General features: G+C 63.7%; 18 protein-coding genes. 12 read left to right on the forward strand and 6 right to left on the reverse strand.

Annotated features, from left to right (window positions below; translation table 11 throughout):
* Positions 1-27: 27 nt before the first annotated feature.
* The 3 genes from lpdA to aceE form a co-directional block, all read right to left on the reverse strand.
* Positions 28-1,875, reverse strand: a complete 1,848-nt coding sequence (gene lpdA, locus WIT60_RS09895) for a dihydrolipoyl dehydrogenase (protein ID WP_339583767.1) — start codon at positions 1,873-1,875, stop codon at positions 28-30.
* A 13-nt stretch (positions 1,876-1,888) separates the two neighbouring features.
* Positions 1,889-3,571: a dihydrolipoyllysine-residue acetyltransferase gene (gene aceF / locus WIT60_RS09900; protein WP_339583768.1), complete on the reverse strand. Its 1,683-nt coding sequence runs from the start codon at positions 3,569-3,571 to the stop codon at positions 1,889-1,891.
* Positions 3,572-3,673: 102 nt separating this feature from the next.
* Entirely contained in the window at positions 3,674-6,373 is a 2,700-nt protein-coding gene (gene aceE / locus WIT60_RS09905; protein WP_339583769.1) for a pyruvate dehydrogenase (acetyl-transferring), homodimeric type, read from the reverse strand.
* Positions 6,374-6,570: 197 nt separating this feature from the next.
* Here aceE and WIT60_RS09910 point away from each other — a divergent pair, with 197 nt between their 5' ends.
* The 6 genes from WIT60_RS09910 to WIT60_RS09935 all read left to right on the forward strand — a co-directional run bounded on the left by WIT60_RS09910 (position 6,571) and on the right by WIT60_RS09935 (position 14,878).
* On the forward strand, positions 6,571-9,147 hold the full coding sequence (locus tag WIT60_RS09910) for a PAS domain-containing sensor histidine kinase (RefSeq protein ID WP_339583770.1): 2,577 nt from the start codon (positions 6,571-6,573) through the stop codon (positions 9,145-9,147).
* Positions 9,148-9,149: 2 nt separating this feature from the next.
* Positions 9,150-9,791, forward strand: coding sequence for a response regulator transcription factor (locus WIT60_RS09915; protein ID WP_320361703.1), 642 nt, complete (start codon positions 9,150-9,152; stop codon positions 9,789-9,791).
* A gap of 108 nt (positions 9,792-9,899) precedes the next feature.
* A complete protein-coding gene (gene folD / locus WIT60_RS09920) occupies positions 9,900-10,760 on the forward strand; it encodes a bifunctional methylenetetrahydrofolate dehydrogenase/methenyltetrahydrofolate cyclohydrolase FolD (RefSeq protein ID WP_339583771.1) in 861 nt (286 codons plus the stop codon).
* 126 nt (positions 10,761-10,886) lie between these two features.
* Positions 10,887-12,938 (forward strand): M3 family metallopeptidase, encoded by a 2,052-nt coding sequence (locus WIT60_RS09925; protein WP_339583772.1) that lies wholly within the window; start codon positions 10,887-10,889, stop codon positions 12,936-12,938.
* 29 nt (positions 12,939-12,967) lie between these two features.
* The gene (locus tag WIT60_RS09930) at positions 12,968-13,591 is read left to right on the forward strand and encodes a glutaredoxin family protein (RefSeq protein ID WP_339583773.1); all 624 of its coding nucleotides are present in this window, start codon (positions 12,968-12,970) and stop codon (positions 13,589-13,591) included.
* A 3-nt stretch (positions 13,592-13,594) separates the two neighbouring features.
* Positions 13,595-14,878 carry a TIGR03862 family flavoprotein gene (locus WIT60_RS09935; protein ID WP_339583774.1) on the forward strand — a complete coding sequence of 428 codons (1,284 nt, stop codon included), beginning with the start codon at positions 13,595-13,597 and terminating at the stop codon, positions 14,876-14,878.
* 9 nt (positions 14,879-14,887) lie between these two features.
* Here WIT60_RS09935 and rpiA read toward each other — a convergent pair whose 3' ends face one another.
* Together rpiA and WIT60_RS09945 are read right to left on the reverse strand one after the other, a co-directional pair.
* Complete coding sequence (rpiA, locus tag WIT60_RS09940) at positions 14,888-15,559, reverse strand: ribose-5-phosphate isomerase RpiA (protein WP_339583783.1); 672 nt, start codon at positions 15,557-15,559, stop codon at positions 14,888-14,890.
* An 80-nt stretch (positions 15,560-15,639) separates the two neighbouring features.
* On the reverse strand, positions 15,640-16,446 hold the full coding sequence (locus WIT60_RS09945) for an acetyltransferase domain-containing protein (RefSeq protein ID WP_339583775.1): 807 nt from the start codon (positions 16,444-16,446) through the stop codon (positions 15,640-15,642).
* A 68-nt stretch (positions 16,447-16,514) separates the two neighbouring features.
* Here WIT60_RS09945 and WIT60_RS09950 point away from each other — a divergent pair, with 68 nt between their 5' ends.
* The 5 genes from WIT60_RS09950 to WIT60_RS09970 all read left to right on the forward strand — a co-directional run bounded on the left by WIT60_RS09950 (position 16,515) and on the right by WIT60_RS09970 (position 22,463).
* A complete protein-coding gene (locus tag WIT60_RS09950; protein WP_339583776.1) occupies positions 16,515-18,491 on the forward strand; it encodes a peptidase U32 family protein in 1,977 nt (658 codons plus the stop codon).
* 100 nt (positions 18,492-18,591) lie between these two features.
* Positions 18,592-19,530, forward strand: coding sequence for a UDP-2,3-diacylglucosamine diphosphatase (locus WIT60_RS09955; protein WP_339583784.1), 939 nt, complete (start codon positions 18,592-18,594; stop codon positions 19,528-19,530).
* Between the two features lie 51 nt (positions 19,531-19,581).
* Positions 19,582-19,896, forward strand: a complete 315-nt coding sequence (locus WIT60_RS09960) for a DUF2322 family protein (protein WP_339583777.1) — start codon at positions 19,582-19,584, stop codon at positions 19,894-19,896.
* A 114-nt stretch (positions 19,897-20,010) separates the two neighbouring features.
* Positions 20,011-21,555, forward strand: a complete 1,545-nt coding sequence (locus WIT60_RS09965; RefSeq protein WP_339583785.1) for a thymidine phosphorylase family protein — start codon at positions 20,011-20,013, stop codon at positions 21,553-21,555.
* Positions 21,555-22,463, forward strand: coding sequence for a ribose-phosphate diphosphokinase (locus WIT60_RS09970; protein WP_339583778.1), 909 nt, complete (start codon positions 21,555-21,557; stop codon positions 22,461-22,463). Before WIT60_RS09965 ends, WIT60_RS09970 begins: the two co-directional genes overlap by 1 nt.
* Here the strand turns inward: WIT60_RS09970 and WIT60_RS09975 are convergent.
* A complete protein-coding gene (locus tag WIT60_RS09975; protein WP_339583786.1) occupies positions 22,451-23,593 on the reverse strand; it encodes a DUF898 family protein in 1,143 nt (380 codons plus the stop codon). The two genes, WIT60_RS09970 and WIT60_RS09975, sit on opposite strands and share 13 nt — an antisense overlap.
* Here WIT60_RS09975 and WIT60_RS09980 point away from each other — a divergent pair.
* Positions 23,555-24,642 (forward strand): IS3 family transposase gene (locus WIT60_RS09980; protein WP_339582359.1). Its coding sequence is split into 2 segments (ribosomal slippage): positions 23,555-23,807 and positions 23,807-24,642, totalling 1,089 coding nucleotides; the frame shifts between segments, so codons are not numbered across the junction. The genes WIT60_RS09975 and WIT60_RS09980 overlap by 39 nt on opposite strands.
* Positions 24,643-24,681: the final 39 nt, after the last annotated feature.

The raw sequence follows: 24,681 nt of genomic DNA on the forward strand, positions 1-24,681 counted from the left end.
GGGCGCGCCAGCTTCAGCGCCTCAAGGTCAGCGCTTGCGTGCCGGCGGCAAGTCGGTGCAACTGCCGTGAGCCGCTTCGGCACACAGGCCGATGCTTTCACCCAGCGTTGGGTGCGGGTGAATGGTCTTGCCGATGTCGACCTCGTCGGCCCCCATCTCGATGGCGAGCGCGATCTCGCCGATCATGTCGCCCGCATGCGTGCCGACGATGCCACCACCCAGGATGCGACCATGGCCGTGAGCCTCAGGACTGTCATCGAACAAGAGCTTGGTGAAGCCCTCGTCGCGACCGTTCGCAATGGCACGGCCCGATGCCGACCACGGGAACAGCCCCTTCTTGACCTTGATGCCCTGAGCCTTGGCCTGGTCCTCGGTCAAGCCCACCCACGCCACTTCCGGATCGGAGTAAGCCACGCTCGGAATCACGCGGGCATCGAACTGGGTCTTGGCCAGCTTCTCGTCACCCAGCAGTTCACCCGCCACCACTTCGGCGGCCACATGCGCCTCGTGCACAGCCTTGTGCGCCAGCATGGGCTGCCCCACCAGGTCGCCAATGGCGAAGATGTGCGGCACGTTGGTGCGCATCTGCACGTCCACCGGAATGAAGCCACGGTCAGACACGGCCACACCGGCCTTGTCCGCGTCGATCTTCTTGCCGTTGGGCGTGCGCCCCACCGCCTGCAGCACCAGGTCATAGGTCTGCTCGCTCAGGGTACCGTCGGCCGCCTCAAACTTCACCTTGATGCCTTCGGGCGTGGCCTCGGCCCCCACCGTCTTGGTCTTCAACATGATGTTGTCGAAGCGCGGCGCGTTCATCTTTTGCCAGACCTTGACCAGATCCCGGTCAGCGCCCTGCATCAGGCCGTCCATCATCTCGACCACGTCCAGACGTGCGCCCAGCGTGGAATACACCGTGCCCATTTCCAGGCCGATGATGCCGCCGCCCACGATCAGCATCTTCTTGGGCACGCCCTGAAGCGCGAGCGCCCCGGTTGAGTCCACGATGCGCTCGTCTTGCGGGAAGAACGGCAGACGCACCGCCTGCGAGCCGGCCGCGATGATGGCGCGCTTGAAACGCACCACCTTGGCCGAGCCGGTCTTCTCTTGGCCCGTGCCCGTGGTCTCTTCGACCTTCAGGTGATACGGATCGAGGAAGACACCATAGCCGCGCACGGTCGTGACCTTGCGCATCTTGGCCATGGACGCCAGGCCGCCGGTCAACTTGCCGATGACCTTTTCCTTGTGGCCACGCAGCTTGTCGATGTTCACGCTGGGCTCGGCGAACTCCACGCCGGCATCGGCCAGGTGGCGGACCTCGTCCATCACGGCGGCCACGTGCAGCAGCGCCTTCGAGGGGATGCAACCCACGTTCAGGCACACGCCACCCAGGGTGGCGTAACGCTCGACGATCACGGTGTTCAGGCCCAAGTCGGCCGAACGGAATGCGGCCGAGTAGCCGCCCGGGCCACCGCCCAGCACGACCACATCGCATTCCACGTCCACCGGGCCGGTGTAGCTGCCAGCCGGAGCCGGAGCCACGACTGCGGGCGCCGAAGGTGCCGCCGCGACCACAGGTGCCGAAGTCGGAGCAATCACCGGAGCTGCAGTGGGTGCTGCAGAGGCCGCGGCCCCTGCGTCCGCGCTTTCCAGCGTCAAGATCACCGTGCCCTGGTTGATCTTGTCACCCAAAGCCACCTTGAGCTCCTTCACCACACCGGCGTGCGACGAAGGAATCTCCATCGAAGCCTTGTCCGACTCAACCGTGATGAGGCTTTGCTCGGCCTTCACCGTGTCGCCGGGCTTGACCAGCACCTCGATGATGGCCACGTCCTTGAAGTCACCGATGTCGGGAACTTGTACGTCAATCAATGCCATGTCGCGCTCCCGATCACAGCACGATGCGGCGGAAGTCCGCCAGCAGCGACGCGAAGTACACATTGAAGCGGGCAGCCGCCGCACCGTCGATGACGCGGTGGTCCCACGACAGCGACAGCGGCAACATCAGGCGCGGCTGGAAGGCCTTGCCATCCCACTTCGGCTCGATGGTGCTCTTGCACACGCCCATGATGGCCACTTCAGGCGCATTGATGATGGGGGTGAAGTACTTGCCACCGATGCCGCCCAGCGACGAGATCGAGAAGCAACCACCGGTCATGTCGGCCGGACCCAGCTTGCCGTCGCGCGCCTTCTTGGCCAGCTCTGCCATTTCCTGGCTGATTTGGAAAATGCCCTTCTTGTCGGCATCCTTGATCACCGGCACCACCAGGCCATTGGGCGTGTCCGCCGCAAAGCCGATGTGGAAGTAGTTCTTGAGCACCAGCTGATCGCCATCCAGCGAGGCATTGAACTCGGGGAACTTCTTCAAAGCTGCCACGGCCGCCTTGATCATGAAGGCCAGCATCGTGACCTTCACGCCGGACTTCTCGTTTTCCTTGTTCAACTGAACGCGGAAGGCTTCCAGCTCGGTGATGTCCGCGTCGTCGTGGTTCGTGACGTGCGGGATCACCACCCAGTTGCGGTGCAGGTTGGCGCCCGAGATCTTCTTGATGCGCGACAGGTCCTTGCGCTCGATCGGGCCAAACTTGGCGAAGTCTACCTTCGGCCAAGGCAGCAGCCCGGGGAAAGCGCCTTCCGATGCCGCGGCAGCCGGGGCCTTGGCTTGTTGGGCCGAGGTCTGCAAACCACCCGTCATCACGTTGCGAACAAAGTTCTGCACGTCAGACTGGGTGATGCGCCCCTTGAACCCGGAGCCTTTGACCTCGGCCAGCGGCACACCCAACTCTCGCGCAAACTTGCGGATGCTGGGGGATGCGTGCGGCAGCGCGGCCGACGGCGAGCCAGGCTGATGGGCCGGCAGGGTCGCCACGGCCGAAGCGGCCACAGCGGGCGCTGCGACGACAGCAGGTGCCGCCGCCACAGGCGCGCTGGCTGCCGGAGCAGCCACAGGCGCAGCAGCCGGCGCAGCCCCCGCGCCAGCAGCGCCTTCCAACACCACGATCGGGGTGCCCTTGGCCACCTTGTCACCCAGCTTCACCAGCAGGCTCTTGACCACGCCGGCGTGCGACGACGGAATCTCCATCGATGCCTTGTCCGACTCCACGGTGATCAGGCTTTGCTCGGCCTTGACGGTGTCGCCCACCTTGACCAGCAGCTCGATCACGGCCACTTCATCGAAGTCGCCGATTTCTGGCACCACCACCTCGATCGGGCCAGATGCTGCCACCGGGGCAGCCACCGCGGCGGCCACAGGCGCCGACGCAACCACGGCTGGCGCAGCCGGTGCCGCCACCGCAGCAGGCGCCGCTGCCGGAGCCGAAGCCGAAGCAGCGCCTTCGGCCGCCTCCAGCACCAGCACCACCGAGCCTTCGCTCACCTTGTCGCCCAGGGCGACCTTCAACTCCTTCACCACGCCAGCGTGGGAAGACGGAATCTCCATCGAAGCCTTGTCCGACTCCACCGTGATCAAGCTCTGCTCGGCCTTCACGGTATCGCCAGCTTTCACCAGCACCTCGATGATTGCCACTTCATCAAAGTCCCCAATGTCAGGGACCTTCACTTCAATCAATGCCATTTTGTGTCTCCATTCAGGACGACGTCATACGTTGGTTCGACAGCCCCCGCCCGCGCACATCGGTGGCGCAGGGCTGGGGCCTCGGTTCGGTGTCTGAGAGCCTCAGGCGTACAGTGGGTTGACCTTGTCGGCCTTGATCCCGTACTTCTGAATGGCCTCGGCCACCTTGGCCAGCGGCAACTTGCCATCGTCGGCCAGCGCCTTGAGGGCGGCAACCACGATGTAATGGCGATTGATTTCGAAGTGCTCGCGCAGCTTGCTGCGGAAGTCGCTGCGACCGAAACCGTCCGTGCCCAGCACCTTGTAGTTGCGGCCCTTCGGAATGAAGGGACGGATCTGCTCGGCGTAGGCCTTCATGTAGTCGGTCGAAGCCACCACCGGGCCGTCGAACGGCTGCAGTTGCTGAGCGACGAACGATGCCTTGGGCGTTTCCAGCGGGTGCAGCAGGTTGTAGCGCTCGGCGTCCTGGCCATCGCGGGCCAGTTCGTTGAAGCTCGGGCAGCTCCACACGTTGGCCGACAGGCCCCAGTCGGACTCCAGCAGCGCCTTGGCCGCGATCGACTCGCGCAAGATCGTACCCGAACCCAGCAGGTTCACGCAGGTCTTGCCGGCTTCGCCTTCCTGCAGCAGGTACATGCCCTTGAGGATCTGCTCTTCCGTGCCTTGCTTGAGGCCCGGCATCGCGTAGTTCTCGTTGAGCAGCGTCAGGTAGAAGAACACGTTCTCCTGGTTCTCGACCATGCGCTTCAGACCGTGGTGCAGGATCACGCCCACTTCATGCGCGAACGACGGGTCGTACGACACGCAGTTCGGGATGGTGCCCGCCAGGATGTGGCTGTGGCCGTCTTCGTGCTGTAGACCTTCGCCGTTCAGCGTGGTCCGGCCCGAGGTGCCGCCCAGCAGGAAGCCACGCGCCTGCATGTCACCGGCCGCCCAGGCCAGGTCACCGATGCGCTGGAAGCCGAACATCGAGTAGTACACGTAAAACGGGATCATGATCCGGTTGCTCGTGCTGTAGCTCGTCGCGGCCGCAATCCAGCTCGACATGCCGCCGGCTTCGTTGATGCCTTCCTGCAGGATCTGACCGGCCTTGTCCTCGCGGTAGTACATCACCTGGTCCTTGTCGACCGGGGTGTATTGCTGACCTGCGGGGTTGTAGATGCCGACCTGACGGAACAGGCCTTCCATGCCGAAGGTACGGGCCTCGTCCACCAGGATGGGCACCACACGGGGGCCCAGGGCCTGGTCACGCAGCAACTGCGTCAGGAAACGCACATAAGCCTGAGTGGTGGAAATCTCGCGGCCTTCGGCCGTCGGCTCCAGCACCGCCTTGAAGGTCTCCAGAGGCGGAATCGTGAACTGCTCGTCGGCCTTCACACGGCGGTGCGGCAGGTAGCCACCCAGTGCCTTGCGACGCTCGTGCAGGTACTTCATCTCCGGCGAATCTTCCGAAGGCTTGAAGAACGGGATCTTCGGCAGCTCGCTGTCGGGAATCGGCAGGTTGAAGCGGTCACGGAAGTGGCGGATGTCCTCGTCCGTCAGCTTCTTGGTCTGGTGAACGGTGTTCTTGCCTTCACCGGCCTTGCCCATCCCATAGCCCTTGACCGTCTTGACCAGCAACACGGTGGGTTGACCCTTGTGGTTGACCGCACGGTGGAAGGCGGCGTACACCTTCTGCGGGTCATGCCCCCCACGGCGCAGCGAGAAGATCTGCTCATCGGTCATGTTGGCGACCAGGGCTGCCACACGCGGATCACGCTCGAAGAAGTTCTTGCGGACAAAGGCGCCGTCGTTGGCCTTCATGGCCTGGTAGTCACCGTCCGGGATCTCCATCATGATCTTGCGCATGAGGCCATCCTTGTCCTTGGCCAGCAGCGCATCCCAGTCACTGCCCCACAGCAGCTTGATCACGTTCCAGCCCGAGCCGCGAAACTCGCTTTCCAGTTCCTGCACGATCTTGCCGTTGCCACGCACCGGGCCGTCCAGGCGCTGCAGGTTGCAGTTCACCACGAAGATCAGGTTGTCGAGCCCCTCGCGTGCGGCCAGACCGATGGCGCCCAGCGATTCGGGCTCGTCCATCTCACCATCACCACAGAACACCCACACCTTGCGATTGCTGGTGTCGGCGATGCCGCGAGCGTGCAGGTACTTCAGGAACCGCGCCTGGTAGATCGCCATCAAGGGCCCCAGGCCCATCGACACCGTCGGGAACTGCCAGAACTCGGGCATCAGCTTGGGGTGCGGGTAACTCGACAGACCCTTGCCGTCCACCTCTTGGCGGAAATTGAGCAGCTGCTCCTCGGTCAGACGACCTTCGAGGAAGGCGCGGGCGTACACGCCAGGCGACACATGGCCCTGGAAATAAATGCAATCGCCGCCGTGGTTTTCATTTTCGGCGTGCCAGAAATGGTTGAAACCGGCGCCAAACAGGCTGGCCAGCGACGCGAAAGAGCCGATGTGGCCACCCAGGTCGCCGCCGTCTTCCGGGTTGTGGCGGTTGGCTTTGACCACCATCGCCATCGCGTTCCAGCGCATGTAAGAGCGCAAGCGCTCCTCAATCTCGATATTGCCGGGACAGCGAGCTTCGTCTTCCACCGGAATGGTGTTGACATACGCCGTGTTGGCCGAGAAAGGCATGTCGATCCCTGCCTGGCGGGCATGGTCGAGCACGTTTTCAAGGAGTTGGTGGGCGCGGGCGCGGCCCTCGGTGTCGATGACGGCGGACAAAGCGTCCAGCCACTCTCGGGTTTCTTGGGGATCCTGGTCCTGAGGGGCGGACGCCATGGGATCTTGAGCAGACATGGGTGAAGTCTCCAAATTGTTGATAGCGGCGAGCCACTCATTTAAGGGTGGTCGCCAGGGTTTTGGTCCGTGGGTAAACGGCAAAGCCCCGACACTACGAATCGTTTGCGCAACAGGGTGGCATTGCGAAACTTCCGAAAATATAAGCGATAAGTGCCATCCCTTTGGGCGGTCCGCGCCGACAGATAATCAGCACCATGGCATTTCCGGCACCTCATCACGTCCCGACACCCTCGCCCAGCGCACCGCAGGCCGACACGCCCAACCGCCTTTTCTGGCGCTGGTGGCGCAAACAAAGCCCCAGCCAGCAAGACCGCTACGCCACACTCGGTCCTCTGGTGTCTGTGCTGCTCTTTTTGGCGGTGATCATTGCCGCCTTCTGGTATCTGCGCAACGAAGAACTGGAGCGCGAACAAGAGTCGGTCAAACGCGACACCGAGGTCGTACAACAACAGTTGCGGCTACGCCTCATCGAGAACCAGGAGCATGTGCAACGCCTGGCACGCGACGTCAATTTCAAGGCCATCTCCGTCGAGCAGTTCATGCTCCAGGCCAGCGACTTTGTGCGCCCTCGTCCTGAGGTGCTGAGCCTGTCTTGGGTGCAGGCCGACGAACAGGTCAAGGCCGTGCGCACCACGCTCACCCTGTCCCTTGAATCCGGACAGCCCATTGACCGCGACCCCCTCGAAAACCAGGCAGATCATTACACCCCTCTGCACAAGGCGCCCGAGACCCGCCAAGCCTTTGCGCAAGCGCGTGAGCGCAACCAGCCGACCTACTCCCAGCCCTTCCTCAACACCGCAGGCATCAAGGCGATTCAACTGCATCTGCCCATGATGGACCGGCAAGGCTTTGCGGGGGCGCTGATTGCCGAGTACTCCCTGGAAACGCTCATGCGCCACCAGGTGCCGCAAGAGATCCTGCAACGTCATGCCATGAGCCTGGTGCGAGCCGACGGTGACCTGATCACCAGTTCGGTGGGTGCCGTCACATCCAGATCCGCCAAGCCCAGCTTTGTTCACGACGTCATCGTCACTCCCATCGGCAACGGTTTGCTGCTGCGCGGCATGGGGTTCAAGACCTCTTCCAGCCTGGTGGGGAGCACCTTGTTCTGGATGGTGGTCGCCTTGTCCTTGCTCACCGTCTGGACACTGGTGGGCACCCTGCGCCACATGCGTCGGCGCGCCGAAATCCAGAAGGCCCTGGTGCAGGAAACCAACTTCCGGCGCGCCATGGAAAACTCCATGCTCACCGGCATGCGCACCATCGATCTGGAGGGGCGCATCACCTACGTCAACCCGGCCTTCTGTGCCATGACAGGCTTTGCCGAGCACGAACTCATCGGCGCCCGCCCGCCCTACCCGTACTGGCCACGCGACCGCATCGACGAATTCCACCGCATGTTCCAGCAGGAATTGCTGGGTCGAAGCCCCACAGGGGGCGTTGAACTCAACATGGAGCGACGCGACGGCAGCCAGTTCGATGCGCGCATGTACGTCTCCCCCCTGATCGACGCCGAGGGCAACCAGACCGGCTGGATGACCTCCGTCACCAACATCACCGAAGCCAAGCGGGTGCGTGACCAGCTCACAGCGGCGCACGAGCGCTTCACCACGGTGCTGGAAGGCCTGGACGCGGCGGTGTCTGTGATGTCGGTTCAGCGTGGTGAAATGCTGTTTGCCAACCGCTCCTACCGCATCTGGTTTGGCGGCAACCCAGAGGCCCACGTGCAACTCACCGGCGGTCAGGTCATGCCCGACGAGGTCATCGACGGCGACGAGTCCGTCGACCACTTTGGCGGCCTGCCCACCCAGAAGCTCACCGATGCCGGCAGCGACACGCATGAGGTCTACATGGACAACGTGCAAAAGTGGTTCGACGTGCGTGCCCGCTACGTACAGTGGACGGACGGCAACCTGGCTCAAATGTTGATCGCCACCGATATCACTGCGCGCAAACAGGCTGAAGAAGCTGCGGCACGCCAGGCCGAGAAGTCGCAGTTCACCAGCCGGCTCATCACCATGGGTGAAATGGCCTCCACGGTGGCGCATGAACTGAACCAGCCTCTGGCCGCCATTTCCAACTACTGCAGCGGCATGATCAGCCGGGTGCAGGCTGGCAACATCGACAACGAACAACTCGTTGGTGCGCTGGAGAAAACATCGCGGCAAGCCCAGCGAGCCGGCCAGATCATCCACCGCATCCGCCAGTTCGTGAAACGCAGCGAGCCGCAGCGCCAACCCTCCCGCGTGCGTGACATCACCGACGCTGTGCTGGAGTTGGCCGTGTTCGAGATGAAACGTCGCCGCGTCACCCTCAACTCGACGGTGGCCAACCGCCTGCCCACGATCATGGCCGACCCCATCCTGATCGAGCAGGTGCTGCTGAACCTCCTGAAAAACGCAGCCGAGGCCATCGACTCGGCGCAAACACCCCAATCGCGCCGCCACATTGATCTGCGGGTGCAACAACGCTATTTCGAAGACCAGGGCGATGTGGTCGAGTTCACCGTCTCCGACGGGGGGCCCGGCATGCGTGAAGACATGCTTGCCCGCCTCTTCGAGGCTTTCCACTCCACCAAGGCCGAGGGCCTGGGCATCGGCCTGAGCTTGTGCCGATCGATCATCGAGTCGCATCACGGCCGGATCAAGGCCGAGAACATCTACAATGGACAGATGGTCATGGGGTGTCGTTTCACGTTCACCCTTCCGATCGACAACTGCGATGAGGCCGACACAGGTCTTCCTTTTCCCACCGATTTACTTGCCGAATAACCATGAGCTTGATCCCGAAAAAAGGCACTGTGTATGTGGTTGATGACGACGAGGCCGTGCGCGACTCGTTGCAATGGCTGCTGGAAGGCAAGGACTACCGTGTTCGCTGTTTCGACTCTGCAGAATCCTTCCTGGCACGCTTCGACCCCCGTGAAGTCGCCTGCCTGATCGCCGACATCCGCATGGATGGTATGAGCGGGCTGGAACTGCAAGACAAGCTGCTTGAGCGCAAGTCGCCCCTGCCCATCGTGTTCATCACCGGCCACGGCGACGTGCCCATGGCCGTGAACACCATGAAAAAGGGCGCGATGGATTTCATCGAGAAGCCCTTCAAGGAAGACGCACTGGTTGCCCTGGTCGAGCGCATGCTCGATGAGGCCCGCACCGCCTTCTCGCAGTCGCAAGAAGCCGCCAGCCGCGAAGCTCTGCTGTCGCGCCTGACCACCCGCGAAGCGCAGGTGCTCGAACGCATCGTGGCGGGCCGTCTGAACAAGCAGATCGCCGACGACCTGGGCATCAGCATCAAGACCGTGGAAGCCCACCGCGCCAACGTGATGGAAAAGCTCAACGCCAACACCGTGGCCGACCTGCTGAAGATCGCGCTGGGTGCCAACGCCCCGGCCAACGCGGCCAACGCCAAGTAAGCCCCACTTCCGGAGCCCGGCTTGACCGCCGCCTCCCGCTGAAAGGCCGCCCACACCCTGTGGCGGCCTTTTTCTATTGACCCATTTGCACACCTACCGGAGCAGCCCATGACCGCAACCCTCATCGACGGCAACGCCCTGTCCAAACAACTGCGTGGCGAAGTCGCCCAGCGCGCCGCCGCCCTCACCGCCAAGGGCACGAAGCCCGGTTTGGCCGTGGTCCTGGTCGGCGACAACCCTGCCAGCCAGGTGTATGTCCGCAACAAGGTCAAGGCCTGCGAAGAAGCAGGCTTCAAGTCCGTGCTGGAAAAGTACGATGCCACGATGACCGAGGCCGAACTGCTGGCCCGCGTTGAAGCCCTGAACAATGACCCGTCCATCCACGGCATCCTGGTGCAGTTGCCCCTGCCCAAGCACATCGACGACCACAAGGTGATCGAAGCCATCTCGCCCTTGAAGGACGTGGACGGTTTCCACGTGGCCAGCGCTGGCGCGCTGATGGTCGGTGAAGTCGGCTTCAAGGCTTGTACTCCCTACGGCTGCATGAAGATGCTCGAATCCATCGGCATGAAGGACCTGCGCGGCAAGCACGCCGTGGTCATTGGTCGCTCCAACATCGTCGGCAAGCCCATGGCCATGATGCTGCTGGCCGCCAACGCCACTGTCACCATCACGCACAGCGGCACCGCCGATCTGGCCGCCATGACCCGGCAGGCCGACATCGTGGTCGCAGCTGTGGGCAAGCGCAATGTGCTGACCGCCGACATGATCAAGCCTGGCACGGTCGTCATTGACGTGGGCATGAACCGCGATGACGAAGGCAAACTGTGCGGCGACGTGGATTTCAACGGCTGCAAGGAAGTCGCTGGCTACATCACCCCCGTGCCGGGTGGGGTCGGCCCGATGACCATTACCATGCTGCTGGTCAACACCATGGAAGCGGCAGAGCGCACAGCCGGCCAAGCCTGACCGGTTTGCGGCCCGCCCAGAGCCGGTGCACTCACCTGTATCTGCTCAGCGCTCGCCTTGCATTTCCGGGTTGACGCCTCATCTGTTGCACCGTCCACACTTTGCTTGCCCTAAGGCGCATCTTCCATGAGCACCAATCCACTGCTTGACACCTCCGGCCTGCCACTGTTCGATCAGATCAAGCCCGAACACGTGACACCTGCCCTGGACCTGCTGCTGGCCGACGCCGAAGCGACATTGGCCAAGGTCACTGGCCCAGACGTGCCGGCGGACTACGACGCCCTCTCCCTGCTGCTGGACGTGAGCACCGAACGCCTGGGCCGCGCCTGGGGCGCTGTGGGGCACCTCAACAGCGTGGCCGACACGCCCGAGATCCGCGCCGCTTACAACGAGAACCTGCCGCGCGTCACCGAGTTCTACACCCGCCTCGGCGCAGACGAGCGTCTGTACGCCAAGTACAAGGCCCTCAATGAAGCGCAAAAGGGCCTGGAGCCGGAACGCCGCCTGAGCCCCGCGCGCCAGCGCGCCCTTGACCTGGCCCTGCGCGGTTTCGTGCTAGGCGGCGCCGAGTTGCAAGGCGATGCCAAGGCCCGCTTTGCCGCCATCCAGGAAGAGCAAGCAGCCAAATCGCAAGCGTTTTCCGAGCACGTGATGGACGCCACCGATGCGTTCAGTCACTACGCGTCAACCGAAGAACTGGCCGGCGTGCCGGAGGACGTGCTGAACGCCACCCGCGCCGCGGCCGAGGCCGAAGGCAAGGAAGGCCACAAGCTGACCCTGCACATGCCCTGCTACCTGCCGGTCATGCAGTACGCTGGCAACCGAACCCTGCGTGAAACGCTTTACCGCGCCTACGCCACCCGTGCGAGTGAATCTGGCCCAGCCGAGCGTGACAACACGCAATTGATGGCCGACATCCTGGCGCTGCGCCAGGAGGAAGCCCGCCTGCTGGGCTACGCCAACTTCGCCGAGGTGTCGCTGGTGCCCAAGATGGCCGACAACCCCGCGCAGGTGATGCACTTCCTGCGCGACCTGGCCCAGCGCGCCCGCCCCTTCGCCGAGAAGGACATGGCCGAGTTGCGTGAGTTTGCACGTACCGAATGCGGTCTGCCTGATCTGCAGGCCTGGGATGTGGCCTATGTGAGCGAAAAGCTCAAGGAAGCCCGTTACGCCTTCAGCGATCAGGAGGTCAAGCAGTACTTTACCGAGCCCACCGTGCTGAAAGGCCTGTTCGGCTTGATCGAGAAGCTGTTCGAGGTCCAGATCCTCCCCGACACGGCGCCTGTGTGGCACGAATCGGTGCGTTTCTTCGGCATCGAGCGTCAAGGCCAGTTGGTCGGTCAGTTCTACCTGGACCCGTATGCCCGTACTGGCAAGCGCCCTGGCGCCTGGATGGATGATGTGCGCGGCCGCTGGACGCGCCCCGACACCCAGGGCACCCAGACGCCGGTGGCCCATCTGGTCTGCAACTTCGCCAAGGGCGTGGGCGACAAACCTGCCTTGCTGACCCACGACGACGTCACCACCTTGTTCCACGAGTTCGGCCATGGCCTGCACCACATGCTCACGCAAGTGAACGACATTGGGGTGTCGGGCATCAGTGGCGTCGAGTGGGATGCGGTCGAGCTGCCCAGCCAGTTCATGGAGAACTTCTGCTGGGAGTGGGACGTGGTTCAGCAACTCACCAGTCATGTCGACACCGGCGCGCACCTGCCGCGCGAGCTGTTCGACAAGATGGTGGCCGCCAAGAACTTCCAAAGCGGCATGCAGACCGTGCGCCAGATCGAGTTCTCGCTGTTCGACATGCGCCTGCACGCCGAGCCTGGTTCTGAAGCCAACGTGCAAAAGGTGGTGGACGAAGTGCGACAAGAAGTCGCCGTCAACATTCCGCCTGCGTTCAACCGCTTTCAGCACAGCTTTTCGCACATCTTTGCGGGCGGCTACGCGGCGGGCTATTACAGCTACAAGTGGGCTGAGGTACTCTCTGCAGATGCGTATGCCGCTTTCGAGGAGGCCGCCACGCCTGAGTCCGGGGTGCTGAACGCCGACATTGGTCGTCGCTACCGTGAAGCCATCCTGGAAGCTGGCGGCAGCCGCTCGGCCATGGAGAATTTCAAGGCTTTCCGGGGGCGTGAGCCGAGCATCGACGCCTTGCTGCGTCATCAAGGCATGAGTTGATCGCCCCACGGGGTGAGAGGGAGTGAAAGATGAACCGCATTGTTGTGAGTGCATTGATCGGTGGTCTGGTCTGGGCAGGCGTCACGTCACCAGCCTTCGCGCAGTACAAGGTGGTGGGCCCCGATGGCCGCGTCACCTACACCGATCGACCACCTGTGGATCGTCCGGCTCAGGCCGTCAAGCCAGTCGGTGGTGCCACCACCGGTGATACGGCACTGCCTTTCGCTTTACGCAATGTGGTGTCGCGTTACCCGGTCACGCTGTACACCAGCTCGAACTGCGCTGCTTGTGACGCTGGCCGCAACCTGCTCAAGGGTCGAGGCGTTCCATTCACCGAGAAAACGGTGAACACCTCGGACGACGCTCGTGCGCTGCAAAGCCGCGAAGGCACCAACCAGGTCCCTGTGATTCGGATTGGCAGCAAGCAAATCGCGGGCTACGAACAGGGTGAATGGACCTCTTACCTGGACGCCGCCGGCTACCCCAGCCAATCGGCCCTGCCACCGACCTATCGCCATCCGGCCGCCACGCCGCTGGCACCAGCGACTGCGGCCCCCAAGGCGGACGAAGGGGCTGCGCCTGCGCAGCCACCCCAGTTCAATTCCGCGCCAGGCAACCCTGCTGGCAATGCTCCTCCCGGTTTCCGTTTCTGACCCTTGAATTCCTCTGACTCTCAGGCTGGCGGCGCTTCCGTCCAGCCGTCCGTTGCCATTGTGGGTGGCGGCCCAGCCGGCCTCATGGCCGCCGAAGTCCTGTCCGCACATGGCATCGCTGTCGATTTGTACGACGGCATGCCCTCGGTGGGTCGTAAATTTCTCCTGGCCGGACGCGGTGGGCTGAACCTGACCCATGCAGAGGCCATGCCGCGGTTCATCAGCCGGTTTGCCGAGCGTGAGACAGCGCTGGCGCCCTTGATCCACGCCTTCACGCCAGAGGACCTGCGCGCCTGGGCTCAGGGCTTGGGCATCGACACCTTCGTCGGCACGTCCAACCGCGTTTTCCCCACCGACATGAAGGCCGCTCCCTTGCTGCGTGCCTGGTTGCACCGCCTGCGCGAAGCGGGCGTGCGCTTTCACATGCGTCACCGCTGGCTGGGCTGGAATGATGCAGGCGCCATGCGCTTCGACACCCCCGAAGGTGAGGTGGCCGTCACACCGCAAGCCACCTTGCTGGCCTTGGGGGGCGGCAGCTGGTCACGGCTGGGCTCCAACGGCGCCTGGTATCCCTGGCTGCAGGCACGCGGTGTCGATCTGGCTCCGTTGCAAGCCGCCAACTGTGGCTTTGACGTAGCGCCCACCGGGGCGGGCCGGAGCGGATGGAGTGATTTTCTGCGCCAGAAGTTCGCAGGCCAGCCCATCAAGCCCGTGGCCCTGCAGTTCACCGATCGGAATGGTCACACCCGGCGCCAACAAGGCGAGTTCGTGCTCACCGACACCGGCGTGGAAGGCAGTCTGATCTACGCTTTCTCGGCTGCCATACGTGAGCAGATCAACGCGCAAGGCGCTGCCACCATTCATCTGGATCTGCTGCCATCGCACACGGCCGAACAGGTGTTTGCCGAAACATCGCGCCCAAAAGGGCCGCGCAGCCTGTCCACACACCTGAAGAGCCGTCTGGGTATTCAAGGACTGAAAATGGCGCTCTTGCACGAGGTTCTGAGCGCCGAACAACTGGCCGATGCCGCGCAACTGGCACAAGCCATCAAGGCGCTGCCCATCACGCTGAAGGCGCCACGCCCCATGGACGAGGCCATCAGCACGGCCGGCGGCGTGCGCTTTGAAGGCATGACAGAACAGCTGATGCTGAAGAACGCGCCGGGCGTGTTCTGTGCCGGTGAAATGCTGGACTGGGAAGCCCCGACCGGGGGCTACCTGCTCACGGCATCGATGGCGACCGGAAGGCACGCCGCTCAGGGCGTGCTGACTTACCTGAAGTCCTGATCCAAAGCTTCAGAACGTCAGCGTCTTGACGCCTTGCGCCGTGCCCAGCAGGCACACGCTGGCCTTGTTGCGGGCGAACACGCCCACGGTCACCACGCCGGGGATCTGGTTGATGTCGGACTCGAACTGCGCCGGGGCGGTGATCTGCAAACCGGTCACGTCCACGATGACGTTGCCGTTGTCGGTGGTCACGCCTTCACGCACCTTGCCCGTGCCGCCCAGCTTGGCAAAGGCACGGATCACCTGCGCGGCGGCCATCGGGATCACCTCGACCGGCAGCGGGAATTTGCCCAGGGTGTTGACCAGCTTGGACTCGTCGGCGATGCAGACGAACTGCTCGGCCAGGTCGGCCACGATCTTTTCACGGGTCAGGGCCGCACCGCCGCCCTTGATCATGTGGCCACCGTGGTCGATCTCGTCCGCACCGTCCACGTACACGCCCAGGGACGTCACGGACTCGGCCGGCAAGACCTGAATGCCCAGGGCTTCCAGGCGCTGCGTGCTTCGCACGGAGCTGGAGACGGCACCAGCCACACGCTTCGGGTCGGCCTTCAACGCCTCGCCCAGGGCGTCGATGAACTTGTCCACGGTCGAACCCGTGCCCACGCCCACGATGCTGCCGGGCTTCACGTAGTCCAGGGCCGCGCGGCCCACCAGGGTTTTCAGTTCGTCTTGGGTCATGGCCATGTCGGTCTTCTCTTGAGAGGCTTGCGGGTGCACTGCGGCGTGTTCGGCGGTATGTTCAGCAGGTCACGCATCGCTCAGAACGCACGGCCTGTCAGCGTCAGCCACGCCAGCAAACCGCCAATCATCACGGGCTGATGCACCATGTAAAAAGTCAGGCTCCAGCGGCCCAGCAGGCTCAAACCCTGCCTGATGCGCGGCCACGCGAGCACGAAACCAATATTGTCGCCCGAAGCCGCTGCGGGCGACGCCATCCACCCCGGTCGGCGTGACAAGATCCACTGTGTGGCAGCCATGCCCCACCACATCACCCCCAGCCAGGGCAGCACCGGCACATAGTCTTCGGTGATGGGCTTGTGGGTGACCAGACCCACCCAGTTGGTCAGGCGCGTGTCGAAAAATGGGTGCTGGATGAACTGCGGCAGGCACACCGCCAGCAAGCCCAGCGGCCACAGCCAGCCCCTCAGCGGCGCGCTCAGGCGGGCCACGATCAGCATCACCGCCATGCCGTGAAGCACGCCAAACGAGATGTAGCTGCGCGGGAACATGAACCAGCTGCCCAAGCTCACCAAGAGCGCACAGCCCAGCACCTGGGCCCAGCGGCGCCAGAAACGCGCCCAGCTTTGGCCCTGCGCCGTGGCCACCGCCTGCCCAGCGCCCGCACAGAGCAAGAACAGCGACAGGATCAGGGTGCGCTGGGTGGTCCAGAGCGCGTCCTGGTAGAAGTTGGCGTCCAGCAGGCGGTAGGTGCTGAGGTCGAAACAGAAGTGAAACAGCGCCATCCAGACCAGGGCAAAACCGCGCAGGGCGTCCAGCCGGTCGTAGCGGCCTGCCACAGAGCCCGAAGGTGCGCCGGAATCCCGACTGTGAGGGGGGGCTGGCATGGGGATATGTGCTTTTTGGGGGCGCATGGCGATAGTATCAGCGGTTTGCTCTTTGGATCGCGCCACCCATGCTCCTCGCCGCCCGCCACCCCCTTGAATTGCTCGCGCCCGCCAAGACTGCCGACATCGGCATCGAGGCCGTCAACCACGGCGCCGATGCCATCTACATCGGTGGGCCGTCGTTCGGTGCGCGCGCCAATGCCAGCAACTCGGTGCAGGACATTGCGCGCCTGGTGCAGCACGCCCATCGCTACCACGCCAAGGTGTTCGCCACCCTGAACACCATCTTGCGCGACGACGAGCTGGAAGGCGCCCGCAAGCAGATCTGGGAGCTGTACGACGCGGGCGTGGACGCCCTGATCGTTCAGGACATGGGCCTGCTGGAGCTCGACCTGCCCCCGATCCAGTTGCACGCCTCCACCCAGACCGACATCCGCACCGTCGAAAAAGCCAAGTTCCTGCAGGACGTGGGCTTCAGCCAGATCGTGCTGGCGCGCGAACTGAACCTCAAGCAGATCCGCACGATCGCGGTCAACACCCACTGCGCCATCGAGTTTTTCATTCATGGCGCCCTGTGCGTGGCCTACAGCGGCCAGTGCTTCATCAGCCACGCCCACACCGGCCGCAGTGCCAACCGGGGTGACTGCTCGCAGGCCTGCCGCCTGCCCTACAACGTGACGGACAACAGCGGCCAGGTCGTGGCGTTCGAGAAGCACGTGCTGTCCATGAAGGACAACGATCAGAGCGCCAACCTCGAGGCCCTGATCGACGCGGGCGTGAGCTCCTTCAAGATCGAAGGTCGCTACAAGGACATGGGCTATGTGAAGAACATCACCGCTCACTACCGCATGCTGCTCGACGAGATCCTGGAAGCGCGCCCGGAACTGTCTCGCGCCTCGTCGGGCGAGAACACCTTCTTCTTCCAGCCCGACCCCGAGCGTAACTTCAACCGTGGCAGCACCGACTACTTCGTCACTGGCCGCAAGGAAGACATCGGCGCCTTCGAGAGCCCCAAGCACCTGGGCCTGCCCGTGGGCGAAGTTGCCAAGGTTGGCGACAAATGGTTTGACGTGGCCATTGACGACGAAGCCGTGCGCGAAGCCGGCGGCATCCACAACGGCGACGGCCTGAACTACCTGACGCTGACCAAGGACATCGTGGGCGTGCAGGTCAACACCGCCGAGCCCGTGGGCAAGGCCGGCCGTCTGTGGCGCGTCTTCCCCAACGAAGGCATCGCCACCTTGGCCGATCTCAAGCCCGGCGTGGCCATCAACCGCAACCGCGACCGCGCCTGGGACAACCAGATGTCCAAGAAGTCGGCCGAGCGCCGCATTGGCACCTGGCTGGCCCTGGGCGACACCCCGGACGGCTTGATGCTGACCGTGACCGACGAAGACGGCTGCGTGGGCAGCGCCACGGTGGCGTGCGACAAGCAGGCCCCGCAAGACGCGGCTCAGTCCGAAGCCAGCCTGCGCGACAACCTGGGCAAACTGGGCAACACCATCTTCTCGGTGCACGACATCAGCCTGACCACTGCCCAGCCCTGGTTCGTGCCCGCTTCCGTGATCAAGCACCTGCGCCGCGACGCCATCGAGTCACTGGAAGCCGCCCGCGCCGCAGCCTACCAGCGTCCGCAACCGGCCACACCCGTCGAGCCCCCCGTGGCCTACCCGGAAGACACGCTGAGCTACCTGGCCAACGTCTACAACCACAAGGCCCGCGACTTCTATGCCAAGCACGGCGTGAAGGTGATCGAAGCCGCCTACGAAAGCCAGGAAGAGCTCGGCGAGGTCAGCCTGATGATCACCAAGCACTGCGTGCGCTTCTCGCTGAGCCTGTGTCCCAAGCAGGCCAAGGGCGTGCAAGGCGTGCAGGGCACGGTGCGTGCCGAGCCGCTGCAACTGATCAACGGCAAGGAAAAGCTCACGCTGCGCTTTGACTGCAAGCCTTGTGAGATGCACGTGGTCGGCAAGATCAAGAAGTCGGTGCTCAACCAGATCCCCGAGTCGCCCATGCAGTTCTACAAGGCCCGTCCCACAGCCTGATCGCGCTTGAGTGCCTGGCCCAAGAGGCCAGGGAGCGACGTCACTGCGCCGTCACCGAGGCGTCGCGGTGCTGTCACAGAGGGCGCACACCATGGCTCGCATGCGCGCCTGGATCACCGCCCCTCTGCTGCGAGAACTCACCGCCAACGGCCTGGGTGCCGGGCCCAAGGGCTTTCCGCCTGCGAGTTCATTGCAACCGCTGCCCGACAGGCGATACCGTGTTAGGTCGGTGTGGATCTCGGACGTCCACCTGGGCACCCCAGGCTGCCAGGCCCATGCCCTGCTCGACTTCCTGCGCCGCGTCGACTGCGACACGCTCTACCTCGTAGGCGACATCATCGACGGCTGGCAACTGCGCCGTACCTGGTACTGGCCGCAGTCGCACAACGATGTGATCCAGAAGATCCTGCGCAAGGCCCGCAAAGGCACCCGAGTGGTCTACATCCCCGGCAACCACGACGAGTTTGCCCGCACCTACCTCGACCACGCCTTCGGTGGCGTCGAGCTGGCCGAGGAGTGTCTGCACACCACGGCCGATGGTCGCAAGCTATGGGTCACCCATGGCGACCTGTACGACGGCGTGATCCAGTGCGCCCGTTGGCTGGCGCTGTTGGGCGACTCGCTCTATGAATTCACCCTCAAGCTGAACCGCTACCTGAACTCGTGGCGCGCGCGGCGTGGCCTGCCATACTGGTCGCTGTCCAAGTACCTCAAGCTCAAGGTCAAACGGGCGGTCAGCTATGTGGCAGATTTTGAGGAGGCCCTGGCCCGGGAGGCGCACAAACGGGGGGCCCAGGGCGTGGTGTGCGGTCACATCCACCATGCCGAGATCCGCCCGATTGACGGCATCCTGTATTGCAACGACGGCGACTGGGTGGAGAGCCTCACCGCCCTTGTCGAACATCACGATGGCCGGCTCGACATCGTGCACTGGGGGCAGGTGATGGCGGGCGAGGATGCCACGCTGTCCGACTGCCGGCTCCCCGATGAGGCCCAAGCCCCCGTAGCCCAGGCGACGGCCCTGACTGCGGCACAATAGCGCCCGTTTTGCGTCGCCCACCACCGGGTGGCCGCCTTGCTGGAGCACTCCATGGCCTTTGCCGACAACCTCAAACAACTTCCCGCCATCAGCCACCTGGCTGCCCTTGAACTGATCGATGCCGCAGGCAACGTGGCCGCCACCATCGAGAACAAGCCTGGCAAGGCCGGTTCACTGGCTGTGTACGCGGCCCTGGCGGCCAAGCACGGCGGCATCAACGTGGCCGCCGCCGAGGAAGGCCTGGTCATCTTCGCCGAGCACACCGACGACGCTCGCGCCAACCCCGGCAAACACCCGAACATTGACCGCTTGCTGGACGTCATCGCCTCGGGCCAGGGTTTCACCTGCAAGCTGATCGCGGCCTGAAACACCGTTCCTCATGGGAGTACGATGTCAGAAACGACATCGCTGACTCCCATGACGCCTGACGAAGTTCCTGTTAACGCCCCACCCGTCTCGTCCTCCGCTCAGCCTGCCGAAATGGCACCGGCCCTGTTGAGCCTCAAGCGGGTGGCGATCGACACCTACCGCGAAAACGTCGCCTACATGCACCGCGACTGCGCGGTCTACCGGGCCGAAGGCTTTCAGGCCCTGTCCAAGGTCGAGATCACGGCCAACGGCCACCGCATCCTGGCGACGCTCAACGTGGTGGACGACACCTGCATCGTCGACCGAGATCAACTGGGCCTGTCCGAAGACGCCTTTGCCCAACTGGGCCTCAGCGAAGGCCACCCCACCCGCGTCAACCAGGCCGAGCCCCCCTCTTCCATCCCGGCCCTGCACCGCAAGATCGCTGGCGAGCGCCTCAGCCACGAGGACTACCACGACATCGTGCGTGACATCACCGAGCACCGTTACTCCAAGATCGAGTTGACGGCCTTCGTGGTGGCCTGCAACCAGGGCGAACTCGATCGTGAAGAGGTTTACAGCCTCACCGACGCCATGGCGTCCATGGGCCGTCGCCTCGACTGGCACGCCCACCCTGTGGTCGACAAGCATTGCATCGGTGGCATTCCGGGCAACCGCACGTCGATGCTGGTCGTGCCCATCGTGGCCGCGCACGGCATGCTGTGCCCCAAAACCTCGTCCCGCGCGATCACCTCGCCCGCTGGCACGGCCGACACCATGGAGGTGCTGGCCAACGTCGAGCCCAGTTTCGACCGCCTCAGCGAAATCGTGCGCGAGCACCGCGGCTGCCTGGCCTGGGGTGGCACCTCCGACCTGTCTCCTGCCGACGACGTGCTGATCTCGGTCGAGCGCCCCCTGTCCATCGACTCCCCCGGTCAGATGGTCGCCTCCATCCTGTCCAAGAAGGTGGCAGCCGGATCCACCCACCTGTTGCTCGACATCCCCGTGGGCGCCACCGCCAAGGTGCGTACCATTCCGGATGCGCAACGCCTGCGCAAGCTCTTCGAGTTCGTGGCCAAGCGCATGGGCCTGACCATCGACGTGGTGATCACCGACGGCCGCCAGCCTATTGGCAACGGCATCGGCCCTGTGCTGGAGGCCCGTGATGTGATGTGGGTGCTGGCCAACGACCCACGCGCGCCGCACGACCTGCGCCAGAAATCGCTGCGACTGGCCGGTCGCATCCTCGAGTTCGACCCTGATGTGCGCGGTGGCGACGGCTATGCCATCGCCCGCGACATCCTGGAGTCCGGCCGCGCCATGGCCAAGATGCGCGCCATCATCGACGCGCAGGGACACAAGCCGTTTGATCCGGATCACCCGGCCCTGGCGCCGCTGCACTTCGAGGTTCTGGCCAAACGTGACGGTATCGTCTCAGGCATCGACAACCAGCAAGTGGCCCGTCTGGCCCGCTTAGCAGGCGCACCCAAGGTCCAAGGTGCGGGTGTAGACCTCCTGTGCAAACTGGGCGACAAGGTGCAGGAAGGTCAGCCGCTGTACCGCGTCTATGCGGCCTATTCCTCCGATCTCGAATTCGCACGCCAAGCCAGCGAGCGCAACGCTGGCTACTACCTGGGCGAAGCGGGTGCCGAAATCCGTCAGATTGTGGAGTTCTGATGTCTGCCTTGCTGCTGTATTTTGAAGAAGAGCAGGCTCCTGCCCTGCGCTTGGCAGACGCCTGTGGCCTGCCGGCAGCCTGTGTCGAGCGCCATCGCTTTCCTGACGCCGAGATGCGCCTGAAGCTGCCCGTCAATGCTGACGGTCAACTCCCCGGGCGAGTGGTCATCTACCGCAGCCTGGACAAGCCCAACGACAAGCTGGTCGAACTGCTACTGGTGAGCCAGGAAGCCCGCAAGCTGGGCGCCCAGAAGATCCTGCTGGTGGCGCCCTACCTCGCCTACATGCGTCAGGACATCGCCTTTCAGCCGGGCGAGATCGTCAGCCAGAAGATCATCGGCCGCTTCCTGTCGGAGTTGGTGGACGGGCTGATCACGGTCGACCCCCACTTGCACCGCATCAGCAAGCTCGAGGAGGCTTTCCCTGGCTCCTACGCCATCAGCTTGTCCGGTGCGCCCATGCTGGCCGAGCTCATCGCCAAGGAACGACCGGGAGCGATGTTGATGGGCCCAGATGGCGAATCCGCCCAGTGGATTGCCTCGGCTGCTGCCGTCTGCGGTTTCGACCATGGCGTTTGCTCCAAGGTGCGGCACGGCGACCATGATGTCCGCATCACCCTACCCGCCGGCGTGTCGGTCAGAGGCCGGCAGGTTGTGCTGCTCGATGACATGGCCAGCTCCGGCCGCACCCTGGTAGAAGCCAGCAAGCTGTTGAAGGCGGCCGGTGCATGTTCTGTGGATGTGGCCGTGACCCACGCACTGTTTGCCGCCGATGCCCTGGATGTCATCCGCGCTGCTGGCATTGAGCACGTCTGGAGTACCGACAGCGTGACCCACGCCAGCAACGCCGTGGCCTTGGCCTCCAAGCTGACGCCAGCCGTACAAGCTTGGCTCCGTCAGGGCCGCTGATTGAGGTCCAGAGCTTCCTCGGGCAGGCCCAGCAGATCGGGCCTCACCCACACCACCACCGACTGCAGCCTCAGCCGGGCCTCGGCCATGGCGGCCACCGGGTAATACCAACCCAGCGTCAGCACCACCCACAGCCAGTTGCGTGCGCTCAGGCGCAGCAACGCGGACATGGGCACCTGGCTTTCGAAGCGCAACGCCTCATGCGCCGTGCTGGACCACAAGCGGTTCTGCAAGCTGGCGCCCAGGTAGGGATACGGCAGCGCCATCATCCAGGCCAGCCCCATGAACAGGCCGGGTAACAGCACCAGCGCCGTGCTCCAGCTCGCCGCGCTGTCCGTCTCGGCGCTTGCCAGCAAGGCACGCACCTCCCAGCCGGTCCAGTCCAGCAAAATCCAGCTCAAGGGCAGCACCAGCAGCACACAGGCCAAACCCGCCAGCAAGCCCACCTTCAGGCTAAGCCCCACCGACTGGCCGTGGCTCAAGTCGGGCTCGCGCTGGTTGCGCACGCTACCCCACCCGGCATGCCGATGCTGGTAGCGTTTGAACTGCACATACAGCAGCGGCAGGCCCACACAAAAGCCGGTGACGGACAAGCCGCCATATAGCCAGGCCGCGTCACGCTGATCGGCCCGGAGCATCAGAAACGCCCACACCGCCAACGCGCCGGAGGCAATGTAGATCAGCGTGGGCACCGCCATGGCGCGCCAGGCATCACGGGGCCGCGCGTCCAGGTGCAGGCGTTGCCCCCGCCAGCTGGTGTGCATCAGCTGGAACGACAGGAAGCCGTGCAACATGAAAGGCAGCGCGGCCGCCATCAGCAACTGCAGGGTCGCCACGCCGATCCACGCATACGCGCCCAGCTGCGCGATGCCGTAGTACAGCGCATTGAGCACCACCATGCCCACCAGATTGCCCAGAAACATCTGCACTGGGTTGGCGTGATATCCCAGCGCGTGGCCGGCCACCTGGATGTGCCCGTACAGATAGCGCAGCTTGCTGGTCAATGCCCAGGGAAACGACAGGCCCAGCGGTAATCCCCCCGAAAAACCAGCGCAGTGAGAAGTAGAAGTTTTCGAAGGAAAATTTCTACCATGAAGAAGTCCCGATTCACCGACAGCCAGATCATTGATGCGCTCAAGCGCGTGGAGGCTGGCTTGGCCGTGCCGGAGCTGTGCCGAGAGCTGGGCATCAGCACGGCCACGTTCTACAAGTGGCGCTCGAAGTTCGGCGGCATGGATGCCTCGCTGATGGCGCGCATGAAGGAGCTGGAAGAGGAGAACCGCCGACTCCGCAAGATGTACGTCGAAGAAAAGCTCAAGGCCGAGATCGTGTCGGAGGCCCTCGCAAAAAAGTGGTGAAGCCATCTCGCCGCCGCGAGATGGCTCAACGATCGGTTCAAGAGTTTGGCGCTTCGATCAAGCTGGCCTGTCAGGCCTTCCAGATCAGCCAGGCTTGTTATCGGTACGAGGCCAAGCACCAGGCCGAGAACGATGAGATCGCCGACTGGCTGCTGCGCTTGACGGACAACAACCGCAACTGGGGCTTTGGGCTGTGCTTCCTGTACCTGCGTAACGTCAGAGGCTTTGCCTGGAACCACAAGCGCGTGTACCGCATCTACAGGGAGCTGGAGCTGAACCTGCGCATCAAGCCACGCAAGCGCCTGGTGCGCGACAAGCCCCAGCCGCTATCGGTACCAGAGGCCATCAATCAGGTGTGGTCAATGGACTTCATGCACGACCAGTTGGAGGACGGCAGAAGCTTCAGGTTGCTCAACATCATCGATGACTTCAACCGCGAAGCACTGAGCATTGAGGTCGACTTCTCGCTGCCCACGCTGCGGGTGATCCGCACGCTCACACAGGTCATAGCCTGGCGCGGCAAGCCGCAGGTCATTCGCTGCGACAACGGGCCGGAATACATCAGCGCAGCCATCGAAGCCTGGGCCAAGTCATGGGGCATTCGCTTTGAGCACATCGAACCGGGCAAGCCGCAACAGAACGCCTATGTCGAACGCTTCAACCGGACGGTGCGCTACGAATGGCTCTCGCAGTACCATTGGACAGACCTCGATGAGGTCAGGCTGTACGCCACCCAATGGATGTGGATGTACAACCATGAACGCCCAAACATGGCCTTGGGCGGCATCACCCCCAAGCAGCGGTTGGCCATGGCCGCATAGCTCTACTTCTCAGAGCTCTGGTTAATGGGGGGGATTACC

Origin of the sequence: Aquabacterium sp. G14, assembly GCF_037482285.1 — a bacterium.
In the GTDB taxonomy this organism is placed as follows: domain Bacteria; phylum Pseudomonadota; class Gammaproteobacteria; order Burkholderiales; family Burkholderiaceae_C; genus Aquabacterium.

What these genes read in the sequence shown, in the direction of transcription:
- lpdA (WP_339583767.1), bottom strand. Translation starts at nt 1,875, where the DNA reads ATGGCATTGATTGACGTACAAGTTCCCGACATCGGTGACTTCAAGGAC.
- aceF (WP_339583768.1), bottom strand. Translation starts at nt 3,571, where the DNA reads ATGGCATTGATTGAAGTGAAGGTCCCTGACATTGGGGACTTTGATGAA.
- aceE (WP_339583769.1), bottom strand. Translation starts at nt 6,373, where the DNA reads ATGTCTGCTCAAGATCCCATGGCGTCCGCCCCTCAGGACCAGGATCCC.
- WIT60_RS09910 (WP_339583770.1), top strand. Translation starts at nt 6,571, where the DNA reads ATGGCATTTCCGGCACCTCATCACGTCCCGACACCCTCGCCCAGCGCA.
- WIT60_RS09915 (WP_320361703.1), top strand. Translation starts at nt 9,150, where the DNA reads ATGAGCTTGATCCCGAAAAAAGGCACTGTGTATGTGGTTGATGACGAC.
- folD (WP_339583771.1), top strand. Translation starts at nt 9,900, where the DNA reads ATGACCGCAACCCTCATCGACGGCAACGCCCTGTCCAAACAACTGCGT.
- WIT60_RS09925 (WP_339583772.1), top strand. Translation starts at nt 10,887, where the DNA reads ATGAGCACCAATCCACTGCTTGACACCTCCGGCCTGCCACTGTTCGAT.
- WIT60_RS09930 (WP_339583773.1), top strand. Translation starts at nt 12,968, where the DNA reads ATGAACCGCATTGTTGTGAGTGCATTGATCGGTGGTCTGGTCTGGGCA.
- rpiA (WP_339583783.1), bottom strand. Translation starts at nt 15,559, where the DNA reads ATGACCCAAGACGAACTGAAAACCCTGGTGGGCCGCGCGGCCCTGGAC.
- WIT60_RS09945 (WP_339583775.1), bottom strand. Translation starts at nt 16,446, where the DNA reads ATGCCAGCCCCCCCTCACAGTCGGGATTCCGGCGCACCTTCGGGCTCT.
- WIT60_RS09950 (WP_339583776.1), top strand. Translation starts at nt 16,515, where the DNA reads ATGCTCCTCGCCGCCCGCCACCCCCTTGAATTGCTCGCGCCCGCCAAG.
- WIT60_RS09955 (WP_339583784.1), top strand. Translation starts at nt 18,592, where the DNA reads ATGCGCGCCTGGATCACCGCCCCTCTGCTGCGAGAACTCACCGCCAAC.
- WIT60_RS09960 (WP_339583777.1), top strand. Translation starts at nt 19,582, where the DNA reads ATGGCCTTTGCCGACAACCTCAAACAACTTCCCGCCATCAGCCACCTG.
- WIT60_RS09965 (WP_339583785.1), top strand. Translation starts at nt 20,011, where the DNA reads ATGGCACCGGCCCTGTTGAGCCTCAAGCGGGTGGCGATCGACACCTAC.
- WIT60_RS09970 (WP_339583778.1), top strand. Translation starts at nt 21,555, where the DNA reads ATGTCTGCCTTGCTGCTGTATTTTGAAGAAGAGCAGGCTCCTGCCCTG.